A 24,559-nucleotide genomic window follows, 5' to 3' on the forward strand; every position below is an offset into this window, starting at 1 on the left:
CTCGCTCCACTCCTCAACGCTCCACTGGATGCCGGGCCATGAAGCTCTTGATGTCCTCACTTTGGTCGTAGAGGCGGGAGATGAACTCCGCGACCCGGTCCCTGGTCGCGGAGTCCAGGTAGCGGGTCGCGCCGTCGGCCAGGCCGGCAGCGTCGTACGTGATGTCGTAGACGGTGTCCGACCCCAGGGTGATGAGCTCGGGGAGCGGCCCGTCCAGTTCGTACGGAGCGATCAGCTCGGGGCCGACCACACGGATCAACTCCCCGCACTCGGCGCGCACGCGCAACGATTGCAGCTCCCACTCCAGGTAAGGGGACAGCGGGAACTCGACAACGCGCACGCGCAGCAGCCGGCAGTTGTGGTCGGCAGCCAGCTGGGAGAGCTGAAGGAGAGCGTCCCGCCGGCCCTCGATCAGCTCAAGGGCCTCCGCCCGGTTGCCTCCGAAGTAGGCGCGCCAGCTGGTGTCCTTGGGCTCCTGGAACTCCTGCCGCCGTTCCAGCTTCCACGAGTCGTAGCCGTCGACCGCGAACTCCCGCTGACGGAAGTCGGCTTTGTACTCGGCATGGGGGAGCCGGTCACCCGGCACGCCACCGAGGAGGTCACGCATCCGGCAGGTCCTCTTTCGCGGAGAGGAGCGTGATCCGGGGGATGACCACGAGACGCTCCCGCTCGTTGATCGCCATGCCCTGAGGGAGCCCAGCCGCCTGGTAGACCTCGGTCAGATCCCGGCCGATGACCGCGATGTCGCCGTTGTCGAGTTCCCAGACGTCGGGGCAGCCATCCCGAGAATCCGTGGTACCCAGTTCGGCCGGCGACTTGCCCAGTCGCCGGGTCAGTGCGGCGTCGGGATCGGCGTCCCACGGCTGGCTCATCACGCCTCCGCATTGTCGCGTGAGATGTTGACTACACACCGTACTGACGAGCTCAATGCCGAGTCAATGACGGCCAACCCGGCCCCGCTGTCGCACTGCGCCCGTACGCTGTCCGCCAGTGCCGGACGCGCAGCTCCGTGCACGATCGGCTGAAGGGGAGTCATGCGGGCGCAGGAGATCACGTTCCTCAATCTCGTGCAGGGCGAGAAGCAGTTCCAGGTACCGCTCTACCAGCGCACGTACAGCTGGGAGCAGGCGCAGCTGCAACAGCTCTGGGACGACGTGTCCGAGCTGGTCGAGCAGCACACCGACGGCGATGCGCCAGCCGCACACTTCCTCGGCTCCGTCGTCCTCGCACCCGGCCACCTCCAGGCCGGCGGAGTGCAGCGCTGGCTGGTGGTTGACGGCCAGCAGCGGCTCACCACGTTGATGCTCGCCTTCACCGCGCTGCGTGACCACTACAAGGGCACTGGGGCCGCGAAGGCCGCCGACCGGGTGCACCGGCAGATCCTGGTCAACGAGTTCCACGAGGAGCTCGACCACTACCGGCTGCTGCCCACCCAGGCCGACCGGGACAGCTACACCGCGTGCGTGGAGTCCTCCCCGAAGGCCGGTGGCGCGGGCAACATCGGCACGGCCTACCGGTTCTTCCTCGGTGCCCTCGCTCAAGGCGCGGACGAGCACGGAACCGAGTGGGTCGCCGCCGTCGAGACCGTCCTCAAGGACCTGCTCTCGATCGTCGAGATCACCGCCCAGGCCGGCGACAACGTCTACCGGATCTTCGAGTCGATCAACAACACCGGCGTCGGCCTCAGCCAGAGCGACCTGCTGCGCAACTACGTCTTCAGCCTGCTGCCGAAGCGCGGCGAGCGGGTCTACCGCGAGCTGTGGCTGCCGATGCAACAGGAACTCGGGCCGAAGAACCTGGAACTCCTGGTCTGGCTCGACCTGGTGGTGCGCGGGCACAACAAGGCGAAGCAGAGCGAGATATACCGCGAGCAGCAGAAGCGCCTGGACGCCTTCAAGAACGACGAGGAGGCGTTGCAACAGGAGATCGCCCTGCTCGCCGAACGCGGCAATCGACTGCTGCGCATCCTGGAGCCCGAGCGGGAGAGTTCAGGTGTGCTGCGCAGCGTGCTGGAGCGGCTGGGGGCGTGGGGCGGTCAGACGCACTACCCGCTCGCGCTCCACCTCCTCGACCTCGTCGCCGCCGGACGGGCCACGGCGGAGGAAGCGGCCGAGGCGCTCCGCTACGTCGAGTCGTACCTGGTCCGCCGGATGATCTGCCAGGTCCCGACGAACAACCTGAACCGCATCTTCATGGACGCCCCCAGGGAGCTGGAGACGGACCGCTCCCCTGCCGAGGCCGTGCGCCGGCTGCTCTCCGGCCGACGTCGCAAGTGGCCCTCGGACGAGGACCTGCGCGAGGCTGTCCGCACCAAGCCGTTCTACTGGAACGGGCGTTCCCACCAGCGCTTCCACGTGCTGCGGCGGCTGGAGGAGAGCCACGCGGCGAGCGAACCGGTGGACTTCGAGAAGGCGGCGCTCACGATCGAACACGTACTGCCTCAGCGCCCGTCGCAGGCCTGGTTCGACCTGCTCGCGGAGGAGACGGAGAACGGGCAGAGCCCCAAGGAACTGCACGACCTGCTGGTGCACACCCTCGGCAACCTGACGCTGTCGGGCGACAACTCCAAGCTCTCCAACCACCCGTTCGAGCGGAAGCAGCAGCTCCTCGATTCGAGTGCGCTGCGGATGAACCAGGAGATCGCCGACGCCGAACGTTGGGGCAAGGCGGCGATCCTGGCCCGCGCCGACCGCCTCGCCGAGCGGGCGATCGGCTTGTGGCCAGCCCCCATCGGGTCGGTGAAAGCGGTCGGCGACGAATGGCCGGGCTGGGCGGACCTGCGCGCGGCGCTCGTCGCGATGCCCAGCGGCACCTGGACGTCGTACGGCGACATCGCCGAGCTGATCGGCCTGCACGCGATCGGGGTCGGCAATCACCTGTCCGCCAAGCCGGGGGTGATCGGGGCATACCGGGTGCTGAACTGGAACGGCCACGTCTCCTCCGGCTTCCGCTGGCTCGACGACGACCGCACGGACACGCCGCGGGATGTCCTGGAACAGGAGGGCGTCCCCTTCGACGCAGCCGGCCGCGCCCACCCCTCGTGTCGGCTGACCGCCACCGAACTGGCAACCTTGCTGGGCCGCGAGATCCCGACGGACAGAGTGCACGACCCACTGCCCGACACCGAGAACGCAGCGGCAGCGGAACGCTTCCACGCTCAACTGTCCGGGCACCACGACATGCCGGTGTGGCTCAGCGTGCAGGGAGTGCTGCGCTTCTGGGAGCAGCAGGGTGGCCACTTCGACTACGGACGCGCCGAGGAGACCAGCTGCTTCCCCATGCTCGACACCGGAACCCCCTCGCAGCCGCACCTGCTGTGGCCGCTTGCGCTGTACCCCGTGACGGGGACGGCGGAGGTGGTCTTCCAGTACCTGAAGGACCGCAGCCCATTCGACGACACCGAAGTGCGGCGGGAGTTGCTGCGGCGGTTGAACGAGATCGACGGGATCGAGCTGGCGGAGGCGAAGCTGGACCTTCGCCCGTCGTTCCCGCTCCAGGTGTTCGCCGACCACCCGGAGGAGATCTGCGCGGTGCTGGAGTGGTTCGTCCACACGGCGGCACTGGAGCTCGCACAGCGCGCCTGAGCCGGATCGCCGTGCCGCCGAGCCGAGTTGGAGAACTCGGCTCGGCGGCACGAGTGACGCGATCAGACGAGAGCGCGCCGGTTGTGGTCCTGGTGCAGCTCGAAGGCCAGGCTCGAAAGCTGACCACACACTCGATGGCTTTCACTCCCGGCCTACTTCAGACCGGCCCCTACGCCTCTGCTGTCTTTACCCAAACTGTCCCGCCCACACCTCGCCACGAGGTCGGCCCCAGGACAACCTTCCGAATGCAGCGGCAGCGAATTGTCCGATCGGGTGTAACTCCCTACTCGGCGTTCATCCATCAAGCCGCGCTACACATGCGGTTCAGCGGCCCGGAAGTTCAGCCCGCACCACTCCCGCCAGACTCGCCAGATTCCTCCTAGCCGCTAAGGCAGGCGAGTTCGACCGCCACGCGAACTGGCGCCGGTGGTCCTTCGCGCCGCGGAGCGAAGGACCACCGCTTCCGCCTAGAAGAGAGCGCCCTCCGGCGGGAAGAGCCCGTCATCACCGAAGCCGGCCGAGCTGGAGACGTTCAGCCGCTCCGCCTTCCGACGCCGCGCCTCCGCAGAGGGCGACGGCAGGTCGCGCTGCCGGTTCGGCTTCTTGTGCAACCCGAGGAACACCTCATCGGCATACGCCTGGTGGTTGAGCCGGCGGAGCCGGTCGATGATCTCCGTCCGAGCGAGCAGCCCGATGGTGTACCGGGTCCCCTGGTCGGTCTCGTGGAACCCGTGATCCAGCGGAAACGTCTCGTGCGTCGGATCCGCCGGCCGAGTAGCGCCAGTGGGATCGAGCAGGTCGTACCATCCGTAGGCGGCGATAGTCGCCCGGTCGATCTCCTCATGGATGCCCCGAAGCTCGGCGATGTCGCTGTCCTCGCAGGCAGGGTCATGCACGAGGTTGTAGGTCGCCGTCAGTCCCATCTCGCGATCCCGCATCAGCTTCCCCCGGAAGTCGTCAAGTCTAGTGCCAGCGGCACGGAGGTCGCGGGTCAGTGGCGGGCGCACAAGAGTCTCGAAAACGTCAGTGTGGGTATAACGGACTCGCGTTTCAAGCGTCGACGCACGATCGATAGCCCACCAGTAGTGCGGAGCGCTGCTAAGGAGCCCAAGCATCGCGGGATCATCGGAGGAAAAAACGACTGTAACGTCACTGAATACCTGGTTTGCAGTCACCATAACAGGCATCACGGCCTTACTCACCCGCGCCATAGCGATACACCTGTCAAGCCCCATCAGCGAGCGCGTCAACTCCCCGCGAGGTCGCCAGTACTGCCACCAGCGCCCCATTAGGCCGGAATATGACTTAGGATCCTTCTCCTCGCATTTCGGCTTGACCTCAGATAGCAATTTCGCAAACGCCTTCGGATACTTCCGAGCTCTCTCCTCTGGCCAGTCATGAAAATTTACAGCCCAGCGACTGGCTTCGAAGGAGGGATTTTCCGTGATATCCTCGCCAATCAGCAAGGGCGCCAAAACATCGGCATATCTTACATCCTCACCTATCCATTCCAGAGCCCGCTCAGGCGAAAGGCTGAACCCATCGATGACGACAATCACAGCCCCCTGGAAGGACACTCCGGAGCTGCCTACCAGCGATTCAGCCCACGACTCCTCTCGCGTCACGGGGTTCAGCGAGCTCGAAATTCCCCTTGGCACTACGACCTTACCAATAACTCGCTCGACACCATCCCCGAGAGATTCTCCACTTGTCCATACAGCACAGTATTCGAGCTTTGCCGAACGGGACGGCCAGGGGGCGCTCTTGATCGCGCGCCGGATCTCGACACCAGCTTCCTCAAGCCGATCGAGCCCGACTTCTCGCGATTCACCCTGAGCCAACGAGTTAGTGGCGACCAAACCGGCCTGCCCAGCACCATTCAGGAGAGCGTGCGCCCGTAGTGCAAAGTAGGCAACAAGATCAGCATTGCCGCGCTTTCCATTCGCGACATATTCAACCAAATACTCTCGATATGCCTCACCCGCGGCAGGCGTGATCTTCTTTGCGCCGTAAAATGGTGGATTGCCCACGATAGCATCGAACCCGCCTCGGTCCTGGAGAACCTCTGGGAACTCCAATGGCCAATGCACAGGGCGCCGCTCAAGCCCACCATCCGGCAACTCGCTTGCTAGCCACCCCTTCGCCAAGGTACGTGCAGTCGCGGCTTCGGGCGTCTCGCTGTTTGTGTCACTGAACCCAAGCGCCTTGGCAGTGCCAGCCGCCAACGGGAACAGGTCCTGGATCCGATCACCGCCATTGGGCGCATACCACTCCACTCGGCCCGATGCGCAGGTAGCCAGCGCCGCGCCCACGATCAGGTCACCGATGAGCCGCAACCGGGCAGTGTGCTGGCGAACATCCTTCAGAAGCTTGCGCTTCTCCGCCAGCGCCGGAAGGTTCTCACCCCTTATCTCCGTAATGGCGTGACGTGCCCTCGCCGCGTCCTCGACCTGCTGCTCGGTACCGGCTTCCGCGCCGTGGAGGTCACCCTTCCTCACCTCCAGGTGCACAGCCTTCAACTGATCCAGGTTGGTGATGCCCAGCAGCGAGTCACCCGCCACCAACCGGTCATCGAGAAACGTGAACGGCCGCGTGGGGTCCATGGAGACCAGCCACAGCGACAGCTTGGCCATCTCCACCGCCGCCGGGTTGATGTCGACCCCGTACAGGCAGTGCTCGATGATCTGCCGACGCGCCTCCACCACAACCGGATCCGACTCGGCGTCGACCGCCGTCACCGTGTCCACCATGCGGCCCGCCCGGTACTCGACCGCGTCCTGCCGCTCCTCCCGGGACCAGGCGTCGATGAGCTTGTCCGCCAGGTAACGGCAGGCGGCGACCAGGAAGGCGCCCGACCCCATCGCGATGTCGGCGACCTTCAGCTCTAGGATCTCCTTGGCCGGCTTCGGCACCCACTTCCGCGTGTCCGCGGTCTGGAGCGGCCCGACCCGGTACACCAGCGGCTCCAGCGCGTGCCGGACGACCTCTTCCGCCAGCTGCCTCGGGGTGTAGTGCGTCCCCGTGTTCTTCCGCAGCGAGGACTGCGTCACGTACAGCGCACCCACCGGCATCACCACCGGCAGATCCCGCAGGTCGCGCCGGATGATGCCGAAGAACGGCAGCAGCCGCTCCACCAACTCGTGGTCGCGACAGGCCCCGTACAGCAGGCGCTTCGCCTCCGTCTCGGCGTCCCCCGTCAGCGGCGCGAGCAGCTTCTCGATCTTCGCCGCGTTGCCGATACCGGGCTTGGGCTCCTTGAACGCCTCGCTGACCTTCTTGGCGAGCGCCTTCACGTCCCGGCTCGACGCCGCCATCAACTCCAGCTCGCGCAGCGGGACTTCGTGCTCCAGTCCCTCCGGGCCGATCAGCCCGACCACGGTTTCGACCGCCCGCTGCCCGTCGTACGACAGCAGACCCTCGTACACGTACCCGATCTGCTCGACGTCCAGGGCCCGGAAGGTGAGCCGGCGCCGCTCCTTCCTCTTCCCCTTGCCGATCTCCACGTACTGCACCGACTGCAGCATGTGCAGCACGGTCCGGTCGTCGATCGCCAGTAGCGGCGAACTCTGCTCCAGCCACGGGTACTTCGCCGGATCGAAGATCGAACCGTCGTACGCCGGCATCGTCAGTTCAGGGTGGTTCACACCCCCGTACACCGCGTGGAACAGCGCGATCAGCCGGTGCCAAGCCGCCGTCGTGTGCTCCAGCGAGGCTTCGCCCTCCGCCAGGGCCCGCGCCTCCAGGTCCGCGCACAGCCGCCCGGCCGAGTACGACTCCGCGTACACCTGGTCCGAGGACGGGAGCATCCCCCGCTCCTCCGCGAAGAGCAGGAACACCACCCGCATCATCACGGCGACGGCCGCCCGGTACACCTCCTGCGCGCTGACCTCGTCGGCGTGCAGCCCTGCCGCCCCGCGCTCCATGGCCCGAGTGTCGGCCCGCCCGATGGCGTCGACCAGCAGCTCAACCGCCTGCCGGACCTGGAGGCCGAGCGCGTCCGTGACTTCCTCGCCCGCCTCCAGGCTCTTCCGCAGCAGCCCTTCCAGCGTCTCGGCGGCCTCGTACTCGAAGAACCGCCCCCGCCGAAGCATCGAGATCAGCGCCCGGACGACGTTCCGCTCGGCGGCCTCGTTCCAGCCGACCGCGTCGAACAGCGCCGTCGTCGTGACCCCACCCACCGGGGCCCACACCAGGCACCACCAGCGGCCGTCCGTCACCAGACCGAGCGGAATCCCGTGCTGCCGGCACACCTTGGCGAGCCGGTCGGCCGGGGTGGCGGACCACTCTCCACCCCACGCAGCCCGTGCCGTCGGCACCGTCCCACTGGGCACCACCATGCCGATCAGCGGCACCCGCTTCGCCGCGGCCGCCGTATCGGGTTCGGCAGCAAAGTCAGCGCCCGGCTCCACCAGTGCGAAGTCCACCCGCAGCCGGGCCCCGTGCTCCGGCACGTCCACCGTGAACCGGTCGAGTGCCAAGGAGTCATCGTCGCCCTGCCGGAGGACCAGGGCGTCGCCCCACTCCAGCAGGTCGCGCAGCACGTAGGCGACCCACTCGTCCCGCCCGGCCGCCGCATCGACCTGCCAGTCGGCGTGCTGGGCCCGCAGCCGGTCACGCTGTTTGCGGTCGATCGAGTCCAGCTGCGGCCAGGCACTGAGCAGCACCGGCATGGTCAGGAACGGCCCGGAGACCTCGGTCAGTTCGAGCCACTCCTGGTGCTGGGCACGACCGTCCAGTGCCTTGGCCTTGGCGGCGGCGAGTCCACGGGAGGCGGCGGGGCGGGGGCTCATCGGACGGCTTCCTTCCGGGGGATCACGAAGACCACGGCGACGGGGAACAGGTGCGAGCGGGGCTCGCGGTAACGCTTCTCGATGGCCGCGAGTTCACGCTCACGTTCGACGGCGAGCTCCTTCAATCGCGCGTCCCATCGCTCCCGGTCCTCGCGGTACTGGCGCTGTTCGACGGAGGTGATCTCGCGCTCACCGAAGAAGGCCAGCTGCTCGCCGATCCCGTCGCCCTCCTCCTTCAGCTTGGCCCGCAGCGTCGCCTCGAAGCGGTCGAGCGTCGCCTGGATGCGCCGCTCCTCCTCCCCCCGCCGGTCGAGCAGGGCGCGTTCCAGCGAGGCCCGCCGCTCCCGGGACCGCGCGGCCAGTGAGTCGCTCAGCGGCTGGGCGAGCCGCGGCCAGGCCTCTGCGAGCCCCTTCTTCAGGTGCGGGGCGGCCTCGACACCGGTGGTGAGCGCGTGCGAGAGCGTCGCACCGAGCCCGCGCACGGACTCCCAGCGACGGAAGCGCCCGGTGTCGCCGAACCATCCGCCGGCGTACAGCACTTCCTCGTGCAACCGGGTCCCGTCAATGCCCACCAGCACGTACCGGGCGTAGGCGCCGACCAGCGTGGTCTCCACGGCCGGGTCGTCGGTGACGACGGCGGCCACCCGGTGCAGACCCACGCTGTCGGCGTTCCACACGGCGGCAGTGAGCAGCCGGGTCGAGAGCGCGACGAGCGGGTGCTTCAAGTGTGCGAGGACGACCTCGTCCCGTGCCTTCTCCATGATCTTCGCGTCGAAGGTGACCGGCCTCAGCTGCTCGGGACGCAGCTTGTGCGCGAGTCCCTGGGAGGCCCGCACCCAGGTACCGGTGAGCGGTGGGACCTCGAAGAGCCCCCCGTCGAAGTCCTCGTGGTGGTAGGGCCGCAGCGTCTGCTGGTGGTCCAGGGCCAGGGCGGTGTCCACGACCCTTCGGATGTTCCCGGGGGTGAGCCCGAGGGTATCGACGGTCTCCTCGTGCTGGTCGGCCAAGCGCTTCGCCTGCGCCGTGACGTTCTGCTCGTGCGCGACCGTCCCGCCCGTCGTCCGGCCCTTGATCTGCCGGGCCTTGGCGTGCTCGATGTCGACCGGGGTGTGGTCGCCGGTCATCCGGCGCTGCACAGCGTCTGCGATCACCGCGTTGACCGAGCCGAGGTCCGCCTCCATCCGTGCGACCTTCACCGCGACCCGCGAGAGGAACTCCAGATCGGCCTCGTACGACCCCACAGTCGCGGTACGCCATCCCGAGCCGACGAAGTGGCGGATCTCCGGGTCCCGGCGCTGTCCCCAGCGGTCGATCCGACCGATGCGCTGTTCGAGCTTGTTGGGGTTGAAGGGGATGTCGTAGTTGACCAGCCGGAAGCAGTGGTTCTGCAGGTCGATGCCCTCGCTCGCGGCGTCGGTGGCGACGAGGATCCGGACGGGTCCCTCCGCAGTGTCCGGTGCGGCCTGGAAGCCGAGCCGGATCTGCTCCCGTTCCTCGGCGTTCAGTCCGCCGTGCAGCTGGGCGACGCGCCCGCCGTCGGTCATCTCGTGCTGCCGAAGCAGCTCGACCAGCCACTTCTGGGTGTCGCGGTACTCGGTGAAGACCACGACACGTTCGTTCGACCAGTGCTTGCCGTCCGGGCGGCAGACCGCCTTGAGGTAGTCGAGCAGCTCAGTAGCCTTGGAGTCGGCGGCGGCCTCGTGGTTCAGCGCCCAGCGCTCCATGTCGCGCAGCAGGCGAAGCTCCTCGCCGTCCTCTTCCGGCGTGAGCCGGGTGGAGCGGGTGAGCGCGTCATCCTCCGCCTCCGCGAGGGCGAAGTCGTCGAGCTCAGCGGCCAGGTCATCGAACTCGTCCAGCCAGTCCGGCACGTCCTCGGCAGCGGCCCGTGGCCGGCCCGCCGTATCGTCCAGATGCCCGAGGTAGATCCGCACGGTGTGCAAGAAGGCTGCCGGGGAGGAGAAGAGCCGTTTCTTCAGCAGCAGGGTGACCAGGTCCGCCGCCCTGCGACCGCCCTTGGCCTTGGGCGCGAGACGCTTGCGGCGCAGGTCGGCGAAACTGCTGACCAGACCGTGGACCTCCAGTTCGGCCGGCGTGTAGTCGACCTGGAGCTCGCGGGTCTGGCGGGTGTGGAAGCGGTTGCTGCCGTCGGGGTTCTTGACGGTGCTCTTCAGACGCCGGATGACGGTGTCGTCCAGCGCCGCCTTGTCAGGGTCGACACCACGGGCGAACCGCTGGTTGTCGATGAGTTCGAGCAGTGCGGTATACGACTCCGGGTAGCCGTTGTGCGGGGTGGCCGAGAGGAAGAGCCGGTGCTCGAAGTGCGGCACCAGGCGGCGGATGAGCTTGGTCTGCTGCGAGTCGACGGCGTACACCTGCTTGGGCGCGGCCGGCGCGACATGGTGCGCCTCGTCCAGCACCAGCAGATCGAAGAAGCGGCGCTCCGTGCCGTCCTCGTTGCGTGCGGCCTCACCGACCGGGACCACTTCGTCCAGCAGGCGCTGCGCCTTCATTCCGCGCAGCCAGGGCAGGGAGACGATGGTCAGCGGGTGGACCCGGAACGGGTTGGCGGCGGTGCCGTGGGTGCGGCGCAGCCGGGCGCACTGCTCGGAGTCGACGATGGTGAAGTCGAGGCCGAACTTCTCGGCCAGTTCGTCCCGCCATTTCAGGGTCAGACCGGCCGGGCAGACGACCATCACTCGCCGGGCCCGGCCGCGCAGCAGCAGCTCCTGGACGACGAGACCGGCCTCGACGGTCTTGCCGAGGCCCACGTCGTCGGCGAGCAGCAGGTTGACGCGCGGGGCGCCGACCGCGCGCGAGACGGGTTCGAGCTGGTACGGCTCGACGGCGACGCCGGAGCGGAAGGGCGCCTGGAGGTTCTTGGCGTCAGCGGAGGCGACAGCAGACCATCGGACGGCGTCGAGGAAGGCGGCCAGGCGGGCCGGCGGATCGTACCGGTCGGCGGCGGCATCCGGGAGCGAGCCGGCGGGCAGGACCCGGCGGCCGGGCTCGATCTCCCAGATCACACTGAGGGTGTCACCGAAGCGGCCGTCCGCGACGGACTGCAGGTGCACCAGGGTGGCCCGGTCGTCGCCGGTACCGTAGGAGGAGTCGGCCCGCGCCACGACCCAGCTCTGGCCGCGGACCTCGACCAGCTCGCCCTCCTCGGGGAGCCGCTCGTCGTTTCCGCTGTCCCCGCGCCGGTCCGCCACGATCGGTCCGCCTTCCGTCGATTCTCCGGTTGCCGCCGAACTCGGTGCGCCTCCCCCGGTCGGCCGCCGCGGATCCTATCACAGGGTAATTCGTGTACAGAGTTCACAGTATTACGAGGGGCCACCCAGCAATCGGTCGAGGCGAGCGATGAGTCCGACCGTCCTCGCCAGCCCGGGATCATCTCCCGGCAGCGCAGCCCGCTGGTCGTCGCGCAGCTCCGCCAGCAGCGCGCGGGCCCGCTCCCGCTCACCGAGCACACCCGAAAGCTCGCCGATCCGGTATCGACTGTCGAAGACGGACTCGTGAGTGGCACCGAACGTCCGAACCTGGAACGGCAGCAACGCCTGGTACTCGTCCCGGGCCTCGGTCGAACGCCCGAGCATCGCCAGGCACCGGGCCACGCCCGCTCGACAGACCAGCAGCTCCGGATCGTCAACGGGCCGGCTGCCGACGAGCCTCTCGAACAGCCCGGTATACGCCTCGTGAGCGCGCCCCGGCTCGCCGGCCCGGCGCCACCGGTCGTACTGCTCCAGCAGCGAAGCAACGGCACCCGGCTCGTCATCCGCGATCGCGCCGGTCGACCACCGCCGCCCGATGTCACGAACCTCGTCGACCGAGGGGCGGTCCGCCGGCTTCTTGGCCAACAGCCGCATCACCAGGTCGGCGAGCTCGGCGGGCACCTCCGGTCGGTGCGAGGTGACCGAAGGCGCCTCCTTGAAGGTGTGCAGGTACATCAGCATCACGGCATTCGACGCGGTGAACGGGGCCACACCGGCCAGCAGTTCGTACAGCACACAGCCCAGACCGTACAGGTCGCTCGCCGCGACCGGGTGACCTTGGGCCTGCTCCGGCGCCATGAAGCCAGCGGTGCCGGGCGTGGCGTCGGTCGCGGTGAGCCGTGGCTCGTCCGACGCCGGCTCCAGCGCCGCGGCGATGCCGAAGTCGAGCACCTTGACCGCGCCCGCCGGGGTGAACATCAGGTTCGACGGCTTGAGGTCACGGTGTATGACGCCGTTGGCATGCGCGTACGACAGCACCTCCGCCGCCTGCGCCGCGACCGTCGCAGCCCGCGGCACCGTGAACCGGCCCGTGTCCTTGAGCAAGGCCGACAGAGTCTCGCCCGGCACCAGCTCCATCACCAGGTAGAGCCGCCCGTCGTCGAGACGGCCACTGTCATGGACGACCGGCACGCCGGGGTGGCTCAGGCTCGCCGTGAGCTTCGCCTCCCGCCGGAACCGCTGCTCCAGTGCGGTCGGCGCTTCGACGTGCCCGTACGGGGCGAGGAACTTCACCGCGACCCGACGACCGGCCACGCGGTCCCACGCGGCCCACACCTCGGCCATCCCGCCGCGGCCCAGGAGGTCCGCCAGTTCGTAACGCCCCAGAATCTCCTGCCGCACGCGCCCCGTCCCCCGTCACAGTTTCGTTCGCACAGCCACCACCACTGTCCCGCGGCATCCTCTCATCCCCCCGCAACGATGCGATCACACGGGGTAGGGAGCCTGCGGGAGCACGAACGGGCGCCGAGGATCCTCCGGATCGAATCGGCGCAGGGCATCCGGCCCCGGCTCCGCCGCGGGCAGGTACGGCCCGAGCGCGCCGTACACCTCAGCGGCTGACCCGGGCCGGGCCTCCCGGTCCTTGGCCAGCAGCGCTGTCACCAGCTGTTGGAGCCCCGGTGGCACCTCGATTCCGCGGTCGACGAGCAGCGGCGGGCTGCTGTCCAGATGGCCGGCCACCAGCTTGAGCGGAGTGGCGGCGTCGAAGGGCGGGCTGCCGGCAAGCATCTGGTGCAGCAGGCAGCCCACGCTGTAGAGATCGCTCCGGGCGTCCAACGCCGGCGCACCGGCGAGCAGCTCGGGCGAAGCGCACAGGAGGTTGCCCAGCCGCTCACCGGTCGACGTGAGCCGGGGACCGTTGTCCGCGACGACCTTGACCAGACCGAAGTCGAGGATCTTGACGGTCCCGTCCCGACCGACCATGACGTTCTCCGGTTTGAGGTCCCGGTGCACCAGACCCGCGGCGTGTGCCGCGGACAGGCCCGCACACATCTGCGCAGCCACGGCTGCGGCCGACTCGACGTCGAACCGGTCCCGCTCACCGAGCAGTACGCCAAGGGTCTCCCCCATGACCAACTGCATCACCAGCCAGTAGGTCTCTCCGGTGACGTCGGCGTCGTGAACCGTCGCGATGTTGGCGTGGTCGAGTCCGGCGGCCGCCTTCGCCTCCCGCTCGAAGCGGCGCAGCGCTCCCTCCCGGCCCGCCGTGTCCGCCAACAGTTCGGCCGACACGGTCTTCACGGCGACAGCCCGGCCCAGGTGCCGGTCCCGTCCCTGCCAGACGCGTCCCATCGACCCGCGTCCCAGGGGGCGTTCCAACTGGTAGCGCCCCCCGAGTACCGCGCCGGGGCAGATCTGCTCCATGCGCTTCCTCCCGTCCGGGGGAGGTTACCCCAGTCGTCCGTACGCACCCCGAGTGATCACCGGGACCAGTACAGTGAGCGCACTGCCCGTCCTAGTTGAGGCGCAAGGGGGCCCACGTGGCGACGCTGGGTATGCACCGGGACTTCCTGCTGGAGTTCGCGGCGCTGGAGAAGTCCGTGCAGCGGAGGGTCTTCGAGGTCTTCGAGAAGTTCACCGAGGCGACGCACACCGGCGCACACCTGGAGAAGCTCACCAACCAGCGGGATCCGCGGATCCGAACCATCCGAATCACCGACTTCTGGCGCGGGGTGGTCCTCAAGGCCGACCAGGGCAACGGCTACATGCTGCTGAAGGTACTCCCCCACGACAAGGCCAACGACTGGGCGTGCAAACACCGTGCCTCGGTCAACGCCGCCACCCAGGGCATCGAGATCCGCAACGACGTCGCGCTGGAACGCGTCACCCAATCGCTCAGGGTCCTGGCCGCTGACGAGCCCCGGCGGCTCTTCGCCGACCGTTCCGACAAGGTGCTGCGTCAGCTGGGCATCGACGAGGACATCCTGCCGATCATCCGGCTGCTGCCCGACGAGGCCCACCTGGAGGCGCTCCACCGGGTCCTGCCCGAGCAGCAGTACGACGTGCTGATCGGCTTGGCGAGCGGGATGGACCCGGAGGAGGTCGACCGCGACATCGTCCAGGCGTACGCACGGGCGGTGCCCCCGACGAGCTCCGCGCAGCCCGGGGACGGGCTGGTCTCGGCGATGGCCCACGCACGCGGCCGGGTCGCCCTGGTGTCCGGCCCCGAGGAGCTGCTGGAGATCCTGGAGCGTCCCTTCGACGCCTGGCGGATCTTCCTGCACCCGGCCCAGTATCGGATCGCCTACCGGGATTCCTACAACGGGCCGGCCCGGGTGACCGGCGGCCCTGGAACCGGGAAGACCGTCGTGGCGCTGCACCGGGCCTACCACCTGGCGCGACGGCTTCCAGCCGACGCCCCGAACGGGTCCGTGCTGCTCACCACCTTCACCAAGGATCTCGCCGCGGAGCTTGAGCGCTGCCTGACTCTGCTCATCACGGACGAACGGATCAGGGCGAAGGTCCGGGTGGTCAACGTCGATGCGCTGGCGAACGAGGTGCTCCGTCAGTCCCGTGGCGGCACCCCGCTCAGGATCATCTTCAACCAGCGTGCCGTACTCGCCCGGTGGGGTCGGATCGCCGAGCGGCTCGGAGTCGAGTTCACCGACGCCTTCCTCGACCAGGAGTGGCGTCAGGTCGTGCTGGCCCAAGCGATCGGGAGCCCGGAAGAGTATCTGAAGGCCCCCCGGAACGGCCGCGGCAAGGCCATCGGACCACTGCAGAAGGCCCAGCTGTGGCGTGCTGTGGCCGCGTTCGAGGACGAGCTGCGGCAGACCGACGAGTGGACGTTCCTTCAGGTCTGCGCTCAGGCCGCGCGAGTGCTCGACGAACAGGGAAACCGCCCGTTCCGACACGTGGTGATCGACGAAGCCCAGGACCTCCACCCCGCACAGTGGCGGTTCCTGCGTGCCCTGGTCGCCGCCGGGCCGGACGATCTGTTCATCTCCGGAGACACCCACCAGCGGATCTACGGGAACAAGGTCTCGCTTCGCTCGCTCGGCATCCAGGTGGTCGGGCGGTCCGCCCGCCTGCGGATCAACTACCGGACCACCCACGAGATCCTCAGCTGGTCCGCGTCCCTACTCACCGGCGAACGACCGGACGACATGGACGGTGGGGAGGAGTCCCTCGTCGGATACCACTCGACCCTGCACGGCGCGCACCCCGAGCTGCACGGTCACGCCGACAAAGCCGAGGAGATCCGGGCGCTCATCGCCCGGATCGAGGAATGGACCTCCTCGGGCGTGAGCGCGGAGGACATCGGCATCGCCGTACGAACCGTCCAACTCGGTCGCGACATCGCCCACTCCCTGGAGCAGGCCGGCCTCCAGGCCTGCCTGCTCGGCAACCCGCCCTCCCCCGGGGTGCGCATCGGAACGATGCACCGGATGAAGGGGCTGGAGTTCCGTTGCGTCGCCGTGCCGGGTGTGGCTGACGGCACAGTCCCGATGCGCAACGCGATCACGCCGGTGGAGACGGACCCGCAATTGCACCAGGAGGACCTCGACGGGGAGCTCAGTCTACTGTTCGTGGCCTGCACGCGGGCGAGGGAAGCCCTCTCCGTCTCCTGGCACGGCACTCCCAGCAGCTTCCTCAGCCCGGTCCTCCCACAGCCGATGCTGAAGGAGCAACCCGCCCGCGTCGCCGTGCGCTAGCGGGCGCTAGCCAGATCGGCGAGGAGGTGGTCCAGGACCAGTTCCTCCTCGACCCGTCGCCCGGCGGCGAGCAGGGCCGGGCCGAGGTCCGCGTCCCAGGGGGCGTCGGCCGGGGTTCCGGTGAGGGGCGCGGTGTCGGGGTGGGCATCCCGGGCGGCGCGGTAGTCGGCGGCCGTGTAGCGCCATGGGGTCCAGGGGACGTGGGTGAGCAGGCGGGTGGCGATCCGGATGCCGCCCCAGTCGAAGTCGCCGTGGTAGCGGAAGGTCCAGCCCGCGTCGGCGTAGTGCTTCAGCAGGCGCAGGGCGGCCGTGCTGGGCTGGCCCTGGAGGCAGACCAGCGGGGCGCAGCCGGGGCCGAGGCGGTCGGCGGCGGCCAGGACGACGGCCGGGTTCTCGCACACGTACGCCGTACCGCCGCCCGGCGGACGGGGTGCGTCGCGGACGAGTTGCCTGAGGGTCAGCACGGCCGGTTGTCCGACCGCCCCGAGGGCGTCGAGGGCCCGCCCGGTGGCGGTTTCGGGGTCGCCGGGGAGGTTGAGGACGAGGACCTGGGAGGAGAGCTCGTCGAGCAGGAGCCCCGCCGCCGCCCAGGTGTCGCGCCGCGCCTGGGCTCCGTCGCCGGCCGGGGTGCCGGTCAGGGCCCGGACGGCGTCCAGGGTGAGGGTCGCCAGCGGCCCGTGGTCCAACGCGTGGGCGTCGCCGGTGTGTTCGGCGGCGAAGGTGCTGAGCGAGCGAGGCGGCGAGACGGGCAGGTGGGGCAGCAGCCGGGCGAGGCGGGCGAGCAGCGGCGCCGCTTCCTCGGGGCCGGGGGCCAGGCGGCGGACCAGGCCGGTGGCGTGCAGGGAGGCGTACCAGTCGGCGAGTTCGCTCCGGGCGGCCACCACGGACGCCAGCGGGGCGAAGGCGTCGGCCCAGGCCCGGGCCAGCCGGTCGGTCGTCTGCTGCCGGGGGACGACCGGTCCGGTGAGCGCGACGACGGCGGCGCCCAGGCCGTCCGGACCTGCTCCGCTGTCACGCAGTACCCGGTCGACGGCGGCCAGGGACACGGACAGCGACCGACCGGGCCGAGGTGCGCGCCCCAAGAGTCGGCCGACGGCGGCCCGTTCGGGCTCGCCGGCTCCGGTCAGGGTGACGATGCCGTCGAGCGGTTGCCCGGCCTCCATCCGTCGGCGGACGCGGTCGAGCAGCCAGGCAAGTTCGGGCGTGCCGATCAGCCGCCGGAGTCGTGGGACGTCCGTGGTCACGAGAACACGCTCTCCTGCCGCGGACCGGGGATGTCGCCGTCGTCCGCCCGCGCGCGCCGACGGCCGTCCCACTCCCAGCGGGTGACCAGCACGGCGGCGATCTCGTCGATCCGGGAGAGCTGGGCGATGGCCAGACCCGGCACCTGGGGGTAGCAGCCCCACTCGCGCTCCGAGGTCATCACCACGTCCAGGTCGAAGGCCGCCAGCAGACCGAGCGACTTGGCGCGGGAGTCGTCGTCCACCCCGGCGAACGCCTCGTCCAGGGTGACCAGACGCGGCGCGTACGGGTTCCCGGCCGAGGCGTAGTGCGAGGAGGCGGCGGCGAACAGCGGCAGCGACACGGCCAGCACCCGCTCACCACCCGACGCCGGGCCGGTGGCGGACTGCCACTTGCCGTGCTGGTGGCGCTCGATGCCGAACTCGTGCCAGGAGCGGTAGTCCAGGGCGGTGGTGAGGTGCTCCAGCCACGTCCCGGACGGGTTGTCGGTCCGGGCCCGCTCGATCTGTGCCTGGAGGAACTCGCCGAGCGCGCTCCGGTCGGCGGCGGTCCAGGCGTCGGAGGACTGACGCAGCAGGCGGTCGCGAGCGGCGGCCAGACCGCCGGGGGCGTTGCGGGCGGGCCGCCAGGCCAGCCGGAGCAGCATGCCGGTGCTGGTCGGGCGGTCCTTGAGCTCCCCGTTCATCCGCAGGACCTGGTGTTCGGCGGCACTGACGAGTTCCTGGAGGGTGCCGGCGACCTCGGTGATCAGATGGTTCTCCAGGATCTCCTGCTCGCGGGCGGAGAGCAGCTGTTGCCGGTCGGCGACCTCGGCGGCCAGGGCGGTGGCCAGCTCGGGGACGGAGCGCTCGCGGCCCTGGAACACGATGTCGACGACCAGTCCCTCCTCCAGCATCCGGGCCGCCGCGGTGTGGCCGTGCCGGGCGAGGGCGTCGGAGAGCTCCTTGAGCTCCTCGGTGATCCGTCGCTGGACGCGCTCCCAGGCCGGGTCGGCGTCATCGACCGACTCCAGTTCACGTTCGACGGCCCGGGCGAGACGGACGGCCGGCTCGGGGGCCCAGGAGTCGCCGGCGTGTTCCTCGGCGAGCTCGGGCAGAGCGACGGCGAGCAGTCCGGTGGAGACGAAACGGCGCAGCGCGTCGATCGCCTCGGCGCGGGTGCGGGCGGTGTCCTCGATCTCGATCCGCACCCGGTCGCGCAGCGCGTCCGCCGCCGCCTGTCGACGGATGGTCGCGTTCTGCTCCTGGCGGGTCGCCCGCTCGCCCTCCTCGCATTCCCGCAGTGCGGCGGCCACGTCGGCGAGTGCGCGTTGCAGTTCGGCGACGGCGGCGCCGACGGTGGCGGCGAGCGTCTCGTGGCGCTCGCCCGCCGTCACGGCCTCGATCCCCGCCTCGCGGGCGCGCTCGGCCAGCTCCGCGGTGTGCTCGGCGGCGCGGCCGTGATCGATCTCCTCGGCGGCCAGGGCGGTCCGGGCGGCCCGGGTCTCCCGGACGGCCGGCCAGAGCGCGGCCAGGGCCTCCCGGTAGGAGGCGAGCGCTTCACGGGCCTCCCGCAGCCCGGTGCCGGTCGGCGGGAGGGAGAGTTCCGCTGCCAGGGCGTGCAGTTCGTCGGTGGTCTGCTCGGCGAGGACGGCCGCCTCCGCGGCCGCCCGCTCGGCCGTCTCCCGGTGTCCGACCGCCCGGGTCTGCTCCTGCTGGGCCGCGACCGCGGCGGCGTGGGCACCGCGCAGCGCGGAGTCGTCCGGCAGCGCGGCCTGTTCCGCCGCCAGCGTGCGGACCTTCGCCTCCACCTCCTCGGAGCGGACCGCGAGATCCTCCAACTGGGCGTCGAGCAGCCCGAGTTCCGTGTCGATCACGGCGATCCTGGCACGCCGGGCCTGCTCGCGGGCGCCCTCGCCGAGGTACTCGGCGGCGGGCTTGGACCAGGCGCCGGCGAGCGCTCCCAGCCGGAACCGCCCGTCCAGGCCGATCCAGCTGCCGGCGCCGGGCAGGTCCTCGTCCGGGTGGAGCAGGCCGATACCGGCGAGCACCCGGGCGACCACCTCGTCCGGCAGCGCGGCCGCGCCCGGGTCGGCGCGGTCCACCGCCGGGCGCAGCACGGCCGCCAGGGTCGGCCCGTCCACGGGCGGGCCGACGGTCGCCAGGGTGTCCCAGGTGCCGGCCGCGGCGACCGTACCGTCCGGGGAGACCCAGGCGTCCAGCAGCCCGGAGGCCTCCAGGGCCGCTTCGAGATCGGCCGCCTGCTGCGGCGTGAGGCCCTCCGTGTAGTCCACCAGGTGCCGGAGTGGCGCACCGGGGCGGCCCTGGCGGGCTTCGGGTGAGCGGGTGTACGGCACCCGCGGGTCCCGTCGGCCGCCGGCCCGCAACTCGGCCAGCTCGGCCCGCAGCCGTTCGCGACGCTCGCCCGCGTCCCGCTGCTCGGACTCCAGCGCCGCACGGTGTCGGGCGAGTTCGGCGCCGACGGCGGCGGCCGCCTGCTGCGCGGCCGCCCTGGACGGGTCGGCGCCGGCCAGCGCCCGCGTCCACTCGGCGAGTCGGTCGAGCATGCCCTCGGGATCGGCGGGGCGGAGCAGGGCGCACCCGGCGAAGTGTGCGCGGACGGTGCCGAGATAGTCCCGGCCCGCCTGCACCGTGTTCTGCTCGGCCGCGGTCCGCAGTTCGACCCGGTGCGCCAGTTCGCCGTCCGCGTCCTCCAGCCGGCGGCGCGCACGGTCCAGCTCGCGGAGGGCCTCCTGGGCGGTCGCCGCGTGCTCCTCGACCAGGGTGATCGCGCGCTGGCGGCGGTCGGTGGGCTCCGCGGCGTTGCGCTGCGCGGTCTCGGGCAGCTGGCCCTCATCGAGCGGGCGGACGACCCGGTCGGCGTGTTCCCGCTCCAGGCCGGCCGCCGTCGCTGTCTCGCCGGCCCGGTCGAGGGCGGCCCGACCGACCCGGTGGGCCGCCTCCGCACGGGACCGCGCGGAGCCCAACTTGGCTGTGACCCTGGTCAGTTCACCCTCGGCGCGGACGCGGTCCGCCGCGGCCCGTTCGGCGTCCCGCGCGGTGCGTTCGGCCAGGGCCGCGGCCCGCTCCAGTTCGCGGGCGCTGCGCATCTCCGGTCCGGCCCGCAGGGCTTCGTCCCTGGCCCGCAGCCCGGCGCGCTGCCGGTTCAGCTCCACCAGCCGGGTCTCGGCCTCGGCGAGTGCCGTGCCGGCGTCCTCGAAGTCCTGTTCCGCGGTGTTCAGTTCCGTCCGCAACGCCTCGTACCGGGAGTGCTGCGCCCGGGGGGCGCGGGCCTTGCGCCGGGCTGCCACCCGGGCGTAGCGACGGTAGTGCTGGAGGAACGCGCCCGCGGCGCGCTCGGCGGCGGCCATGACCGCCAGTTGGTCCTTCTCCTCGTCCAGCGACCGGAACGCCTCCGCGACGTCCGCGATCACCGCCTGGTCCATCGGCGGCAGCGACTCGGTCAGGGCCTGGGAGAGCGCCTTCTCGCTGGGCCGCTTGGACAGCTGCGGCTGGCGCAGCTGGATCAGCAGGTCGACCAGGGCCGCGTAGCGCTGCTCGCCGAGGCCGAACAGGGCCTCGTCCACCGCCCGCCGGTAGGCCTTCGCGGAGTCGTACAGCAGGCCCCGGCCGTCCAGGGCCTCGGCGAGCCGGTCCCGGCCGATCGCGGCGCCGGTGGAGTCCACCAGCCGCAGTTCGGGGCCGATCCGCCGGTCGGTCACGAAGTACCAGTGCCGGGCGATGCCCCGGCCGCTGACCGCCTTCAGCCCGCAGCCGAGTGTGGTGTAGTGCGCGGTGCCGTCCTCGTCCCGGCGGCCGAACTCGATCCAGGTGTAGCCGAGCCGCTCGGGGTTCGGATGCTCGCCGCCGAGCAGCAGGTTCCACTCCATCCGCTTCTTCGGGTCGGCGTCCGGCTCCACCCGGTGCGGGGAGAGGTCGCCGTCGAGCAGGAAGGGCAGGGTCAGGGCGAGGACCTTGGACTTGCCGGTGCCGTTGTTGCCGCGGAACAGCAGGCGGCCGTCCCGGAAGTGGAACTCCTCGACGTCGTAGTAGAAGAGGTCGACCAGGCCGACCCGCAGCGGCTGCCAGCGGTCCCGGCCGGGCAGGGGCAGCGGCAGCGGCTTCTCGGCGGTGGTGTTCATCGGGTCCTCGCGCCCTTCGTGCGGCCGGCGGTCGTCTTCGTGTTCTTCTTCGGGGCGCTCTGGCCGGGTTCCAGCAGAACGGTCTCGCCCACTCGGTAGCGGTCCAGGGCGGGCCTGGGGCGCACCAGGGCGGAGCCGTCCGGGGCCTGCGCGCGCTCCAGCAGCCCGAGCGCGACCAGTCGCTCCACCGCCTGCCCGGCGAGCTCCACCTCGGCTCCGGGGGCGGTGGCGCTCCGCCTCCAGAACCCCGCGTGCTCCTGCGCCCAGCCGACGATCCGCCGGTGCAGCTCGGCCAGCGGCACCGGGCCGCCGCCGCGCCCGGCGAGGTACTCGGCCGTCAGCAGGGCCACATGGCCGTCGGTGCCCGACTCGGGCATCCGCAGGTCCGTCAGATCGTCGTCCGGGTCCACCATGGCCAGCCCTTCCGCCCTGACCTCCGGGACCAGGCCGGTGAGTTCGCCGATCCGCCGGGTCAGCGCGCCGCGCTGCGAGGTGAGGTAGGCGCTCTCGCTGTCGGTCAGCCCGTCCAGGTACACCACCGGGTCGTCCAGCAGTCGGCGGGTCAGGCTGTGCCGCAGCGCGCGGTTGCGCAGTTCGTCGCTGTCCGGCAGGACCTCGGCGTTGAGTTCGGCGAGGCGTTCCCCGAAGCCGTCCGCGCGTACCGTGCTCGGTCCGCGCCGGGACGCCAGGAGGACGGCGAGCACCCGGCGGTCCACGTCGAAGAGGGCGTCCCCGGCGGACTTCAGGAAGGCCTCCTCGTCTCCGGCGACCTTGGCCAGCACCCCCCACTCCAGCAGCAGTCGGACCACGGCCACCAGATCGGTGCGCTGCTCCCGGTCGGCCAGGCCGAACGACACGCCGGCGGCGTCGAGCGCCGGATCCGCCGCGGCGAGCACCACCTGTTCCGCCAGGCGCCCCAGGGCGATCTGCTGCTCGGCACGTTCCAGCACCGCCAGGCACAGGCACACCAGGACGTAGCGGCGGCGCGAGAACGGCAGCCCCGTGCGCTGGTCGCGGGCCGGATGCGTGGCGTCATCGGCCCGGCCCGGAGTGCGCCGCAGCCGGGCCACCTCGGAGTCCACCAGCAGCGGCCAGCCGGTGTTCCGCTCGAACCAGGCCCGCAGCTCCGTCGCGTGCCGGCGTACCAGGCGGAACTCGTCGGCATGGGAACCGGCCGCCTGCAGCAGCGGTCGGCGCAGGAGCGCCCTTGCGGCGCGCCGCACTTCGGCCGCACGCTGCGCGGCGAGGGCGTCCCCCAGACGGTGTTCAGTCACGCACGGCCCCCAGGGGATCGCGTTCGCTCGCCAGGTCGGTGATCTCGACCAGGTGTTCCGGGCCCCACAGCACACCGTCGAGGGTGTGGATCTCGGCGATCCCCCCGCCCGGCACCCTGGTCAGCCTGATCTCCATCGTCCCGTCGTTGGTGGTGGTCGAGACCGACTCCGTGCCCGGACGCCAGGCCGACAGCGCGTCGCCGAGGAGCAGGAGGAAGAGCCGGAAGGCCTCCCGGTCCAGTTCGTCCAGGTCACTGAGCAGCACCTCACCGCGGGTGGCCAGCCGGGCACGGACCGCCGCCGTCTGCTCGGCCTGCTTGCGGGCCAGTTCGGCCAGGTAGGCCTTGGCCTCGCTGCGGTCCTGCACCGCCCGGGCCCGGCCGCGCCGCTCGTACGAGCCGGTGCGCCGCAGTTGCGGACTGATCCGCACGCCCGGGGCGTCGGACCAGGAGGTGGTGGCCGGAACGGACTCGCCCTCGCGTTCCGCCAGGTCCGCCTGATCGATCGTCAGATGCCGGGTCGAGTACAGGCCGAACGCCGAGCGCCACAGGCGGTGCCGGGCGTCGTCGTCCGGCGCCTCGGCGAACCAGCGCGCGAGTTCCCGGAAGTCCGCCGACCGGTCCGATCGGCCCGCCCGGCGTTCGTTCAACACCTGGACGACACCGAGTAGTTGGGGAATCGCCTGGCGAGCGGCGGAGCGCAGCAGCTTGGCCTGGGAGGTACGCCCCGGCACACTGAGGAACCAGGCCCGCAGGCCGTCCCAGCGGCCGAGCCAGCGCTGCTCCGCCGCGACCAGTGCCTCGACCGCCACGTCCGGGGCGGCATCGGCGGCCTCGCGTTCGGCGGCCACCCGCAGCAGCGGCCCGATCCGTCCCTCCTGCCGCGTACCGAGGTCCTCCAGCAGTCGCGCGATCTCGGCGCCCCTGGTCACCAGGTCCTCGATGAACCGCTCCAGGTAGTCGATCAGCCGCTGTTTGTAGGCGAGGAACACCTCGACCTCGGCCTCGTGCAGGTCGACCGTCCGCTGGAGCGAGTTCATGAAGGCGCGCGCGTTCTCGGCCAGCCCCGAGAAGCGGTCCACCAGGGCGAGCATCGCGAGATGTGTCACGGCCGGGTCCGGTGTGTCCCGGTCGGCCAGCACCAGCAGGGCCCGCAGCTGCACGACGATGTCGGCGAGGGCGACCGCCTGCAACTCGCCGCGTCGGCCGAGCGCTTCGTCGTACGCGCCCAGCGCCTCCTCGGCGGCCTCGCCCTCACGGGTCAGCTGGTAGATGTGCCGGGACCGGTAGAAGTCCTCCAGCGCCGTGACCCGGCCGGTGTCCGGATCGGCCCGCAGATTCCCCCACTTGGCCAGCCGTTCCAGCGCGGTGGCCACCGCCTCCAACGGCGGCCGCCCCTCCGGCGCGAGGCCCAGGTGGACGTCCTCGGGACGCAGATGGACGGTGAACTCCTGCTTGGCCCGGACGAACACCCCCATCACCTGCCGGTAGAGCTCCGAGTGGTCGGCGATGAGATGCGCGAACGGCCGGTACCGCCCGTCGGAACGGCCCGGGTCGCCGACCTGTGGGCTCGAGCTCGGGTCGTCGGCGCTGGTCATGGGCGTCATTGTGCCGGAGGTCGGTATC

General features: G+C 70.7%; 13 protein-coding genes. 3 read left to right on the forward strand and 10 right to left on the reverse strand.

What is annotated here, in order from left to right; all coding sequences use genetic code 11:
- Positions 1-13 precede the first annotated feature (13 nt).
- Together ABTZ03_RS14425 and ABTZ03_RS14430 are read right to left on the reverse strand one after the other, a co-directional pair.
- Positions 14-607: a DUF6879 family protein gene (locus tag ABTZ03_RS14425; RefSeq protein ID WP_350513254.1), complete on the reverse strand. Its 594-nt coding sequence runs from the start codon at positions 605-607 to the stop codon at positions 14-16.
- Entirely contained in the window at positions 600-872 is a 273-nt protein-coding gene (locus ABTZ03_RS14430) for a hypothetical protein (protein WP_350513255.1), read from the reverse strand. Before ABTZ03_RS14430 ends, ABTZ03_RS14425 begins: the two co-directional genes overlap by 8 nt.
- Before the next feature lie 162 nt (positions 873-1,034).
- On the opposite strand from ABTZ03_RS14430, the gene ABTZ03_RS14435 reads away from it, so the two are divergent.
- Together ABTZ03_RS14435 and ABTZ03_RS14440 are read left to right on the forward strand one after the other, a co-directional pair.
- The gene (locus ABTZ03_RS14435; RefSeq protein WP_350513256.1) at positions 1,035-3,584 is read left to right on the forward strand and encodes a GmrSD restriction endonuclease domain-containing protein; all 2,550 of its coding nucleotides are present in this window, start codon (positions 1,035-1,037) and stop codon (positions 3,582-3,584) included.
- A gap of 92 nt (positions 3,585-3,676) precedes the next feature.
- Complete coding sequence (locus ABTZ03_RS14440; RefSeq protein WP_350513315.1) at positions 3,677-3,967, forward strand: Scr1 family TA system antitoxin-like transcriptional regulator; 291 nt, start codon at positions 3,677-3,679, stop codon at positions 3,965-3,967.
- An 84-nt stretch (positions 3,968-4,051) separates the two neighbouring features.
- Here ABTZ03_RS14440 and ABTZ03_RS14445 read toward each other — a convergent pair whose 3' ends face one another.
- The 4 genes from ABTZ03_RS14445 to ABTZ03_RS14460 form a co-directional block, all read right to left on the reverse strand.
- Entirely contained in the window at positions 4,052-8,374 is a 4,323-nt protein-coding gene (locus ABTZ03_RS14445) for an Eco57I restriction-modification methylase domain-containing protein (RefSeq protein ID WP_350513257.1), read from the reverse strand.
- Positions 8,371-11,583, reverse strand: coding sequence for a DISARM system SNF2-like helicase DrmD (gene drmD, locus ABTZ03_RS14450; protein ID WP_350513258.1), 3,213 nt, complete (start codon positions 11,581-11,583; stop codon positions 8,371-8,373). The genes ABTZ03_RS14445 and drmD overlap by 4 nt, the downstream gene beginning before the upstream one ends.
- A gap of 111 nt (positions 11,584-11,694) precedes the next feature.
- Positions 11,695-12,984: a serine/threonine-protein kinase gene (locus ABTZ03_RS14455; protein WP_350513259.1), complete on the reverse strand. Its 1,290-nt coding sequence runs from the start codon at positions 12,982-12,984 to the stop codon at positions 11,695-11,697.
- 84 nt (positions 12,985-13,068) lie between these two features.
- Positions 13,069-14,007 carry a serine/threonine-protein kinase gene (locus ABTZ03_RS14460; RefSeq protein ID WP_350513260.1) on the reverse strand — a complete coding sequence of 313 codons (939 nt, stop codon included), beginning with the start codon at positions 14,005-14,007 and terminating at the stop codon, positions 13,069-13,071.
- A gap of 116 nt (positions 14,008-14,123) precedes the next feature.
- Here ABTZ03_RS14460 and ABTZ03_RS14465 point away from each other — a divergent pair, with 116 nt between their 5' ends.
- A complete protein-coding gene (locus tag ABTZ03_RS14465; protein ID WP_350513261.1) occupies positions 14,124-16,298 on the forward strand; it encodes a UvrD-helicase domain-containing protein in 2,175 nt (724 codons plus the stop codon).
- Here ABTZ03_RS14465 and ABTZ03_RS14470 read toward each other — a convergent pair.
- From ABTZ03_RS14470 to ABTZ03_RS14485, 4 genes are read right to left on the reverse strand one after another with little or no spacing between them, the layout of a single operon-like run.
- Positions 16,295-17,542, reverse strand: coding sequence for a TIGR02679 family protein (locus tag ABTZ03_RS14470; RefSeq protein ID WP_350513262.1), 1,248 nt, complete (start codon positions 17,540-17,542; stop codon positions 16,295-16,297). The two genes, ABTZ03_RS14465 and ABTZ03_RS14470, sit on opposite strands and share 4 nt — an antisense overlap.
- Positions 17,539-21,660 (reverse strand): TIGR02680 family protein, encoded by a 4,122-nt coding sequence (locus ABTZ03_RS14475; RefSeq protein ID WP_350513263.1) that lies wholly within the window; start codon positions 21,658-21,660, stop codon positions 17,539-17,541. The genes ABTZ03_RS14470 and ABTZ03_RS14475 overlap by 4 nt, the downstream gene beginning before the upstream one ends.
- On the reverse strand, positions 21,657-22,934 hold the full coding sequence (locus ABTZ03_RS14480; RefSeq protein WP_350513264.1) for a TIGR02678 family protein: 1,278 nt from the start codon (positions 22,932-22,934) through the stop codon (positions 21,657-21,659). The genes ABTZ03_RS14475 and ABTZ03_RS14480 overlap by 4 nt, the downstream gene beginning before the upstream one ends.
- Positions 22,927-24,531: a TIGR02677 family protein gene (locus ABTZ03_RS14485; RefSeq protein WP_350513265.1), complete on the reverse strand. Its 1,605-nt coding sequence runs from the start codon at positions 24,529-24,531 to the stop codon at positions 22,927-22,929. The genes ABTZ03_RS14480 and ABTZ03_RS14485 overlap by 8 nt, the downstream gene beginning before the upstream one ends.
- Positions 24,532-24,559 lie beyond the last annotated feature (28 nt).

Source organism: Kitasatospora sp. NPDC096077 (assembly GCF_040303245.1).
Lineage (GTDB): Bacteria > Actinomycetota > Actinomycetes > Streptomycetales > Streptomycetaceae > Kitasatospora.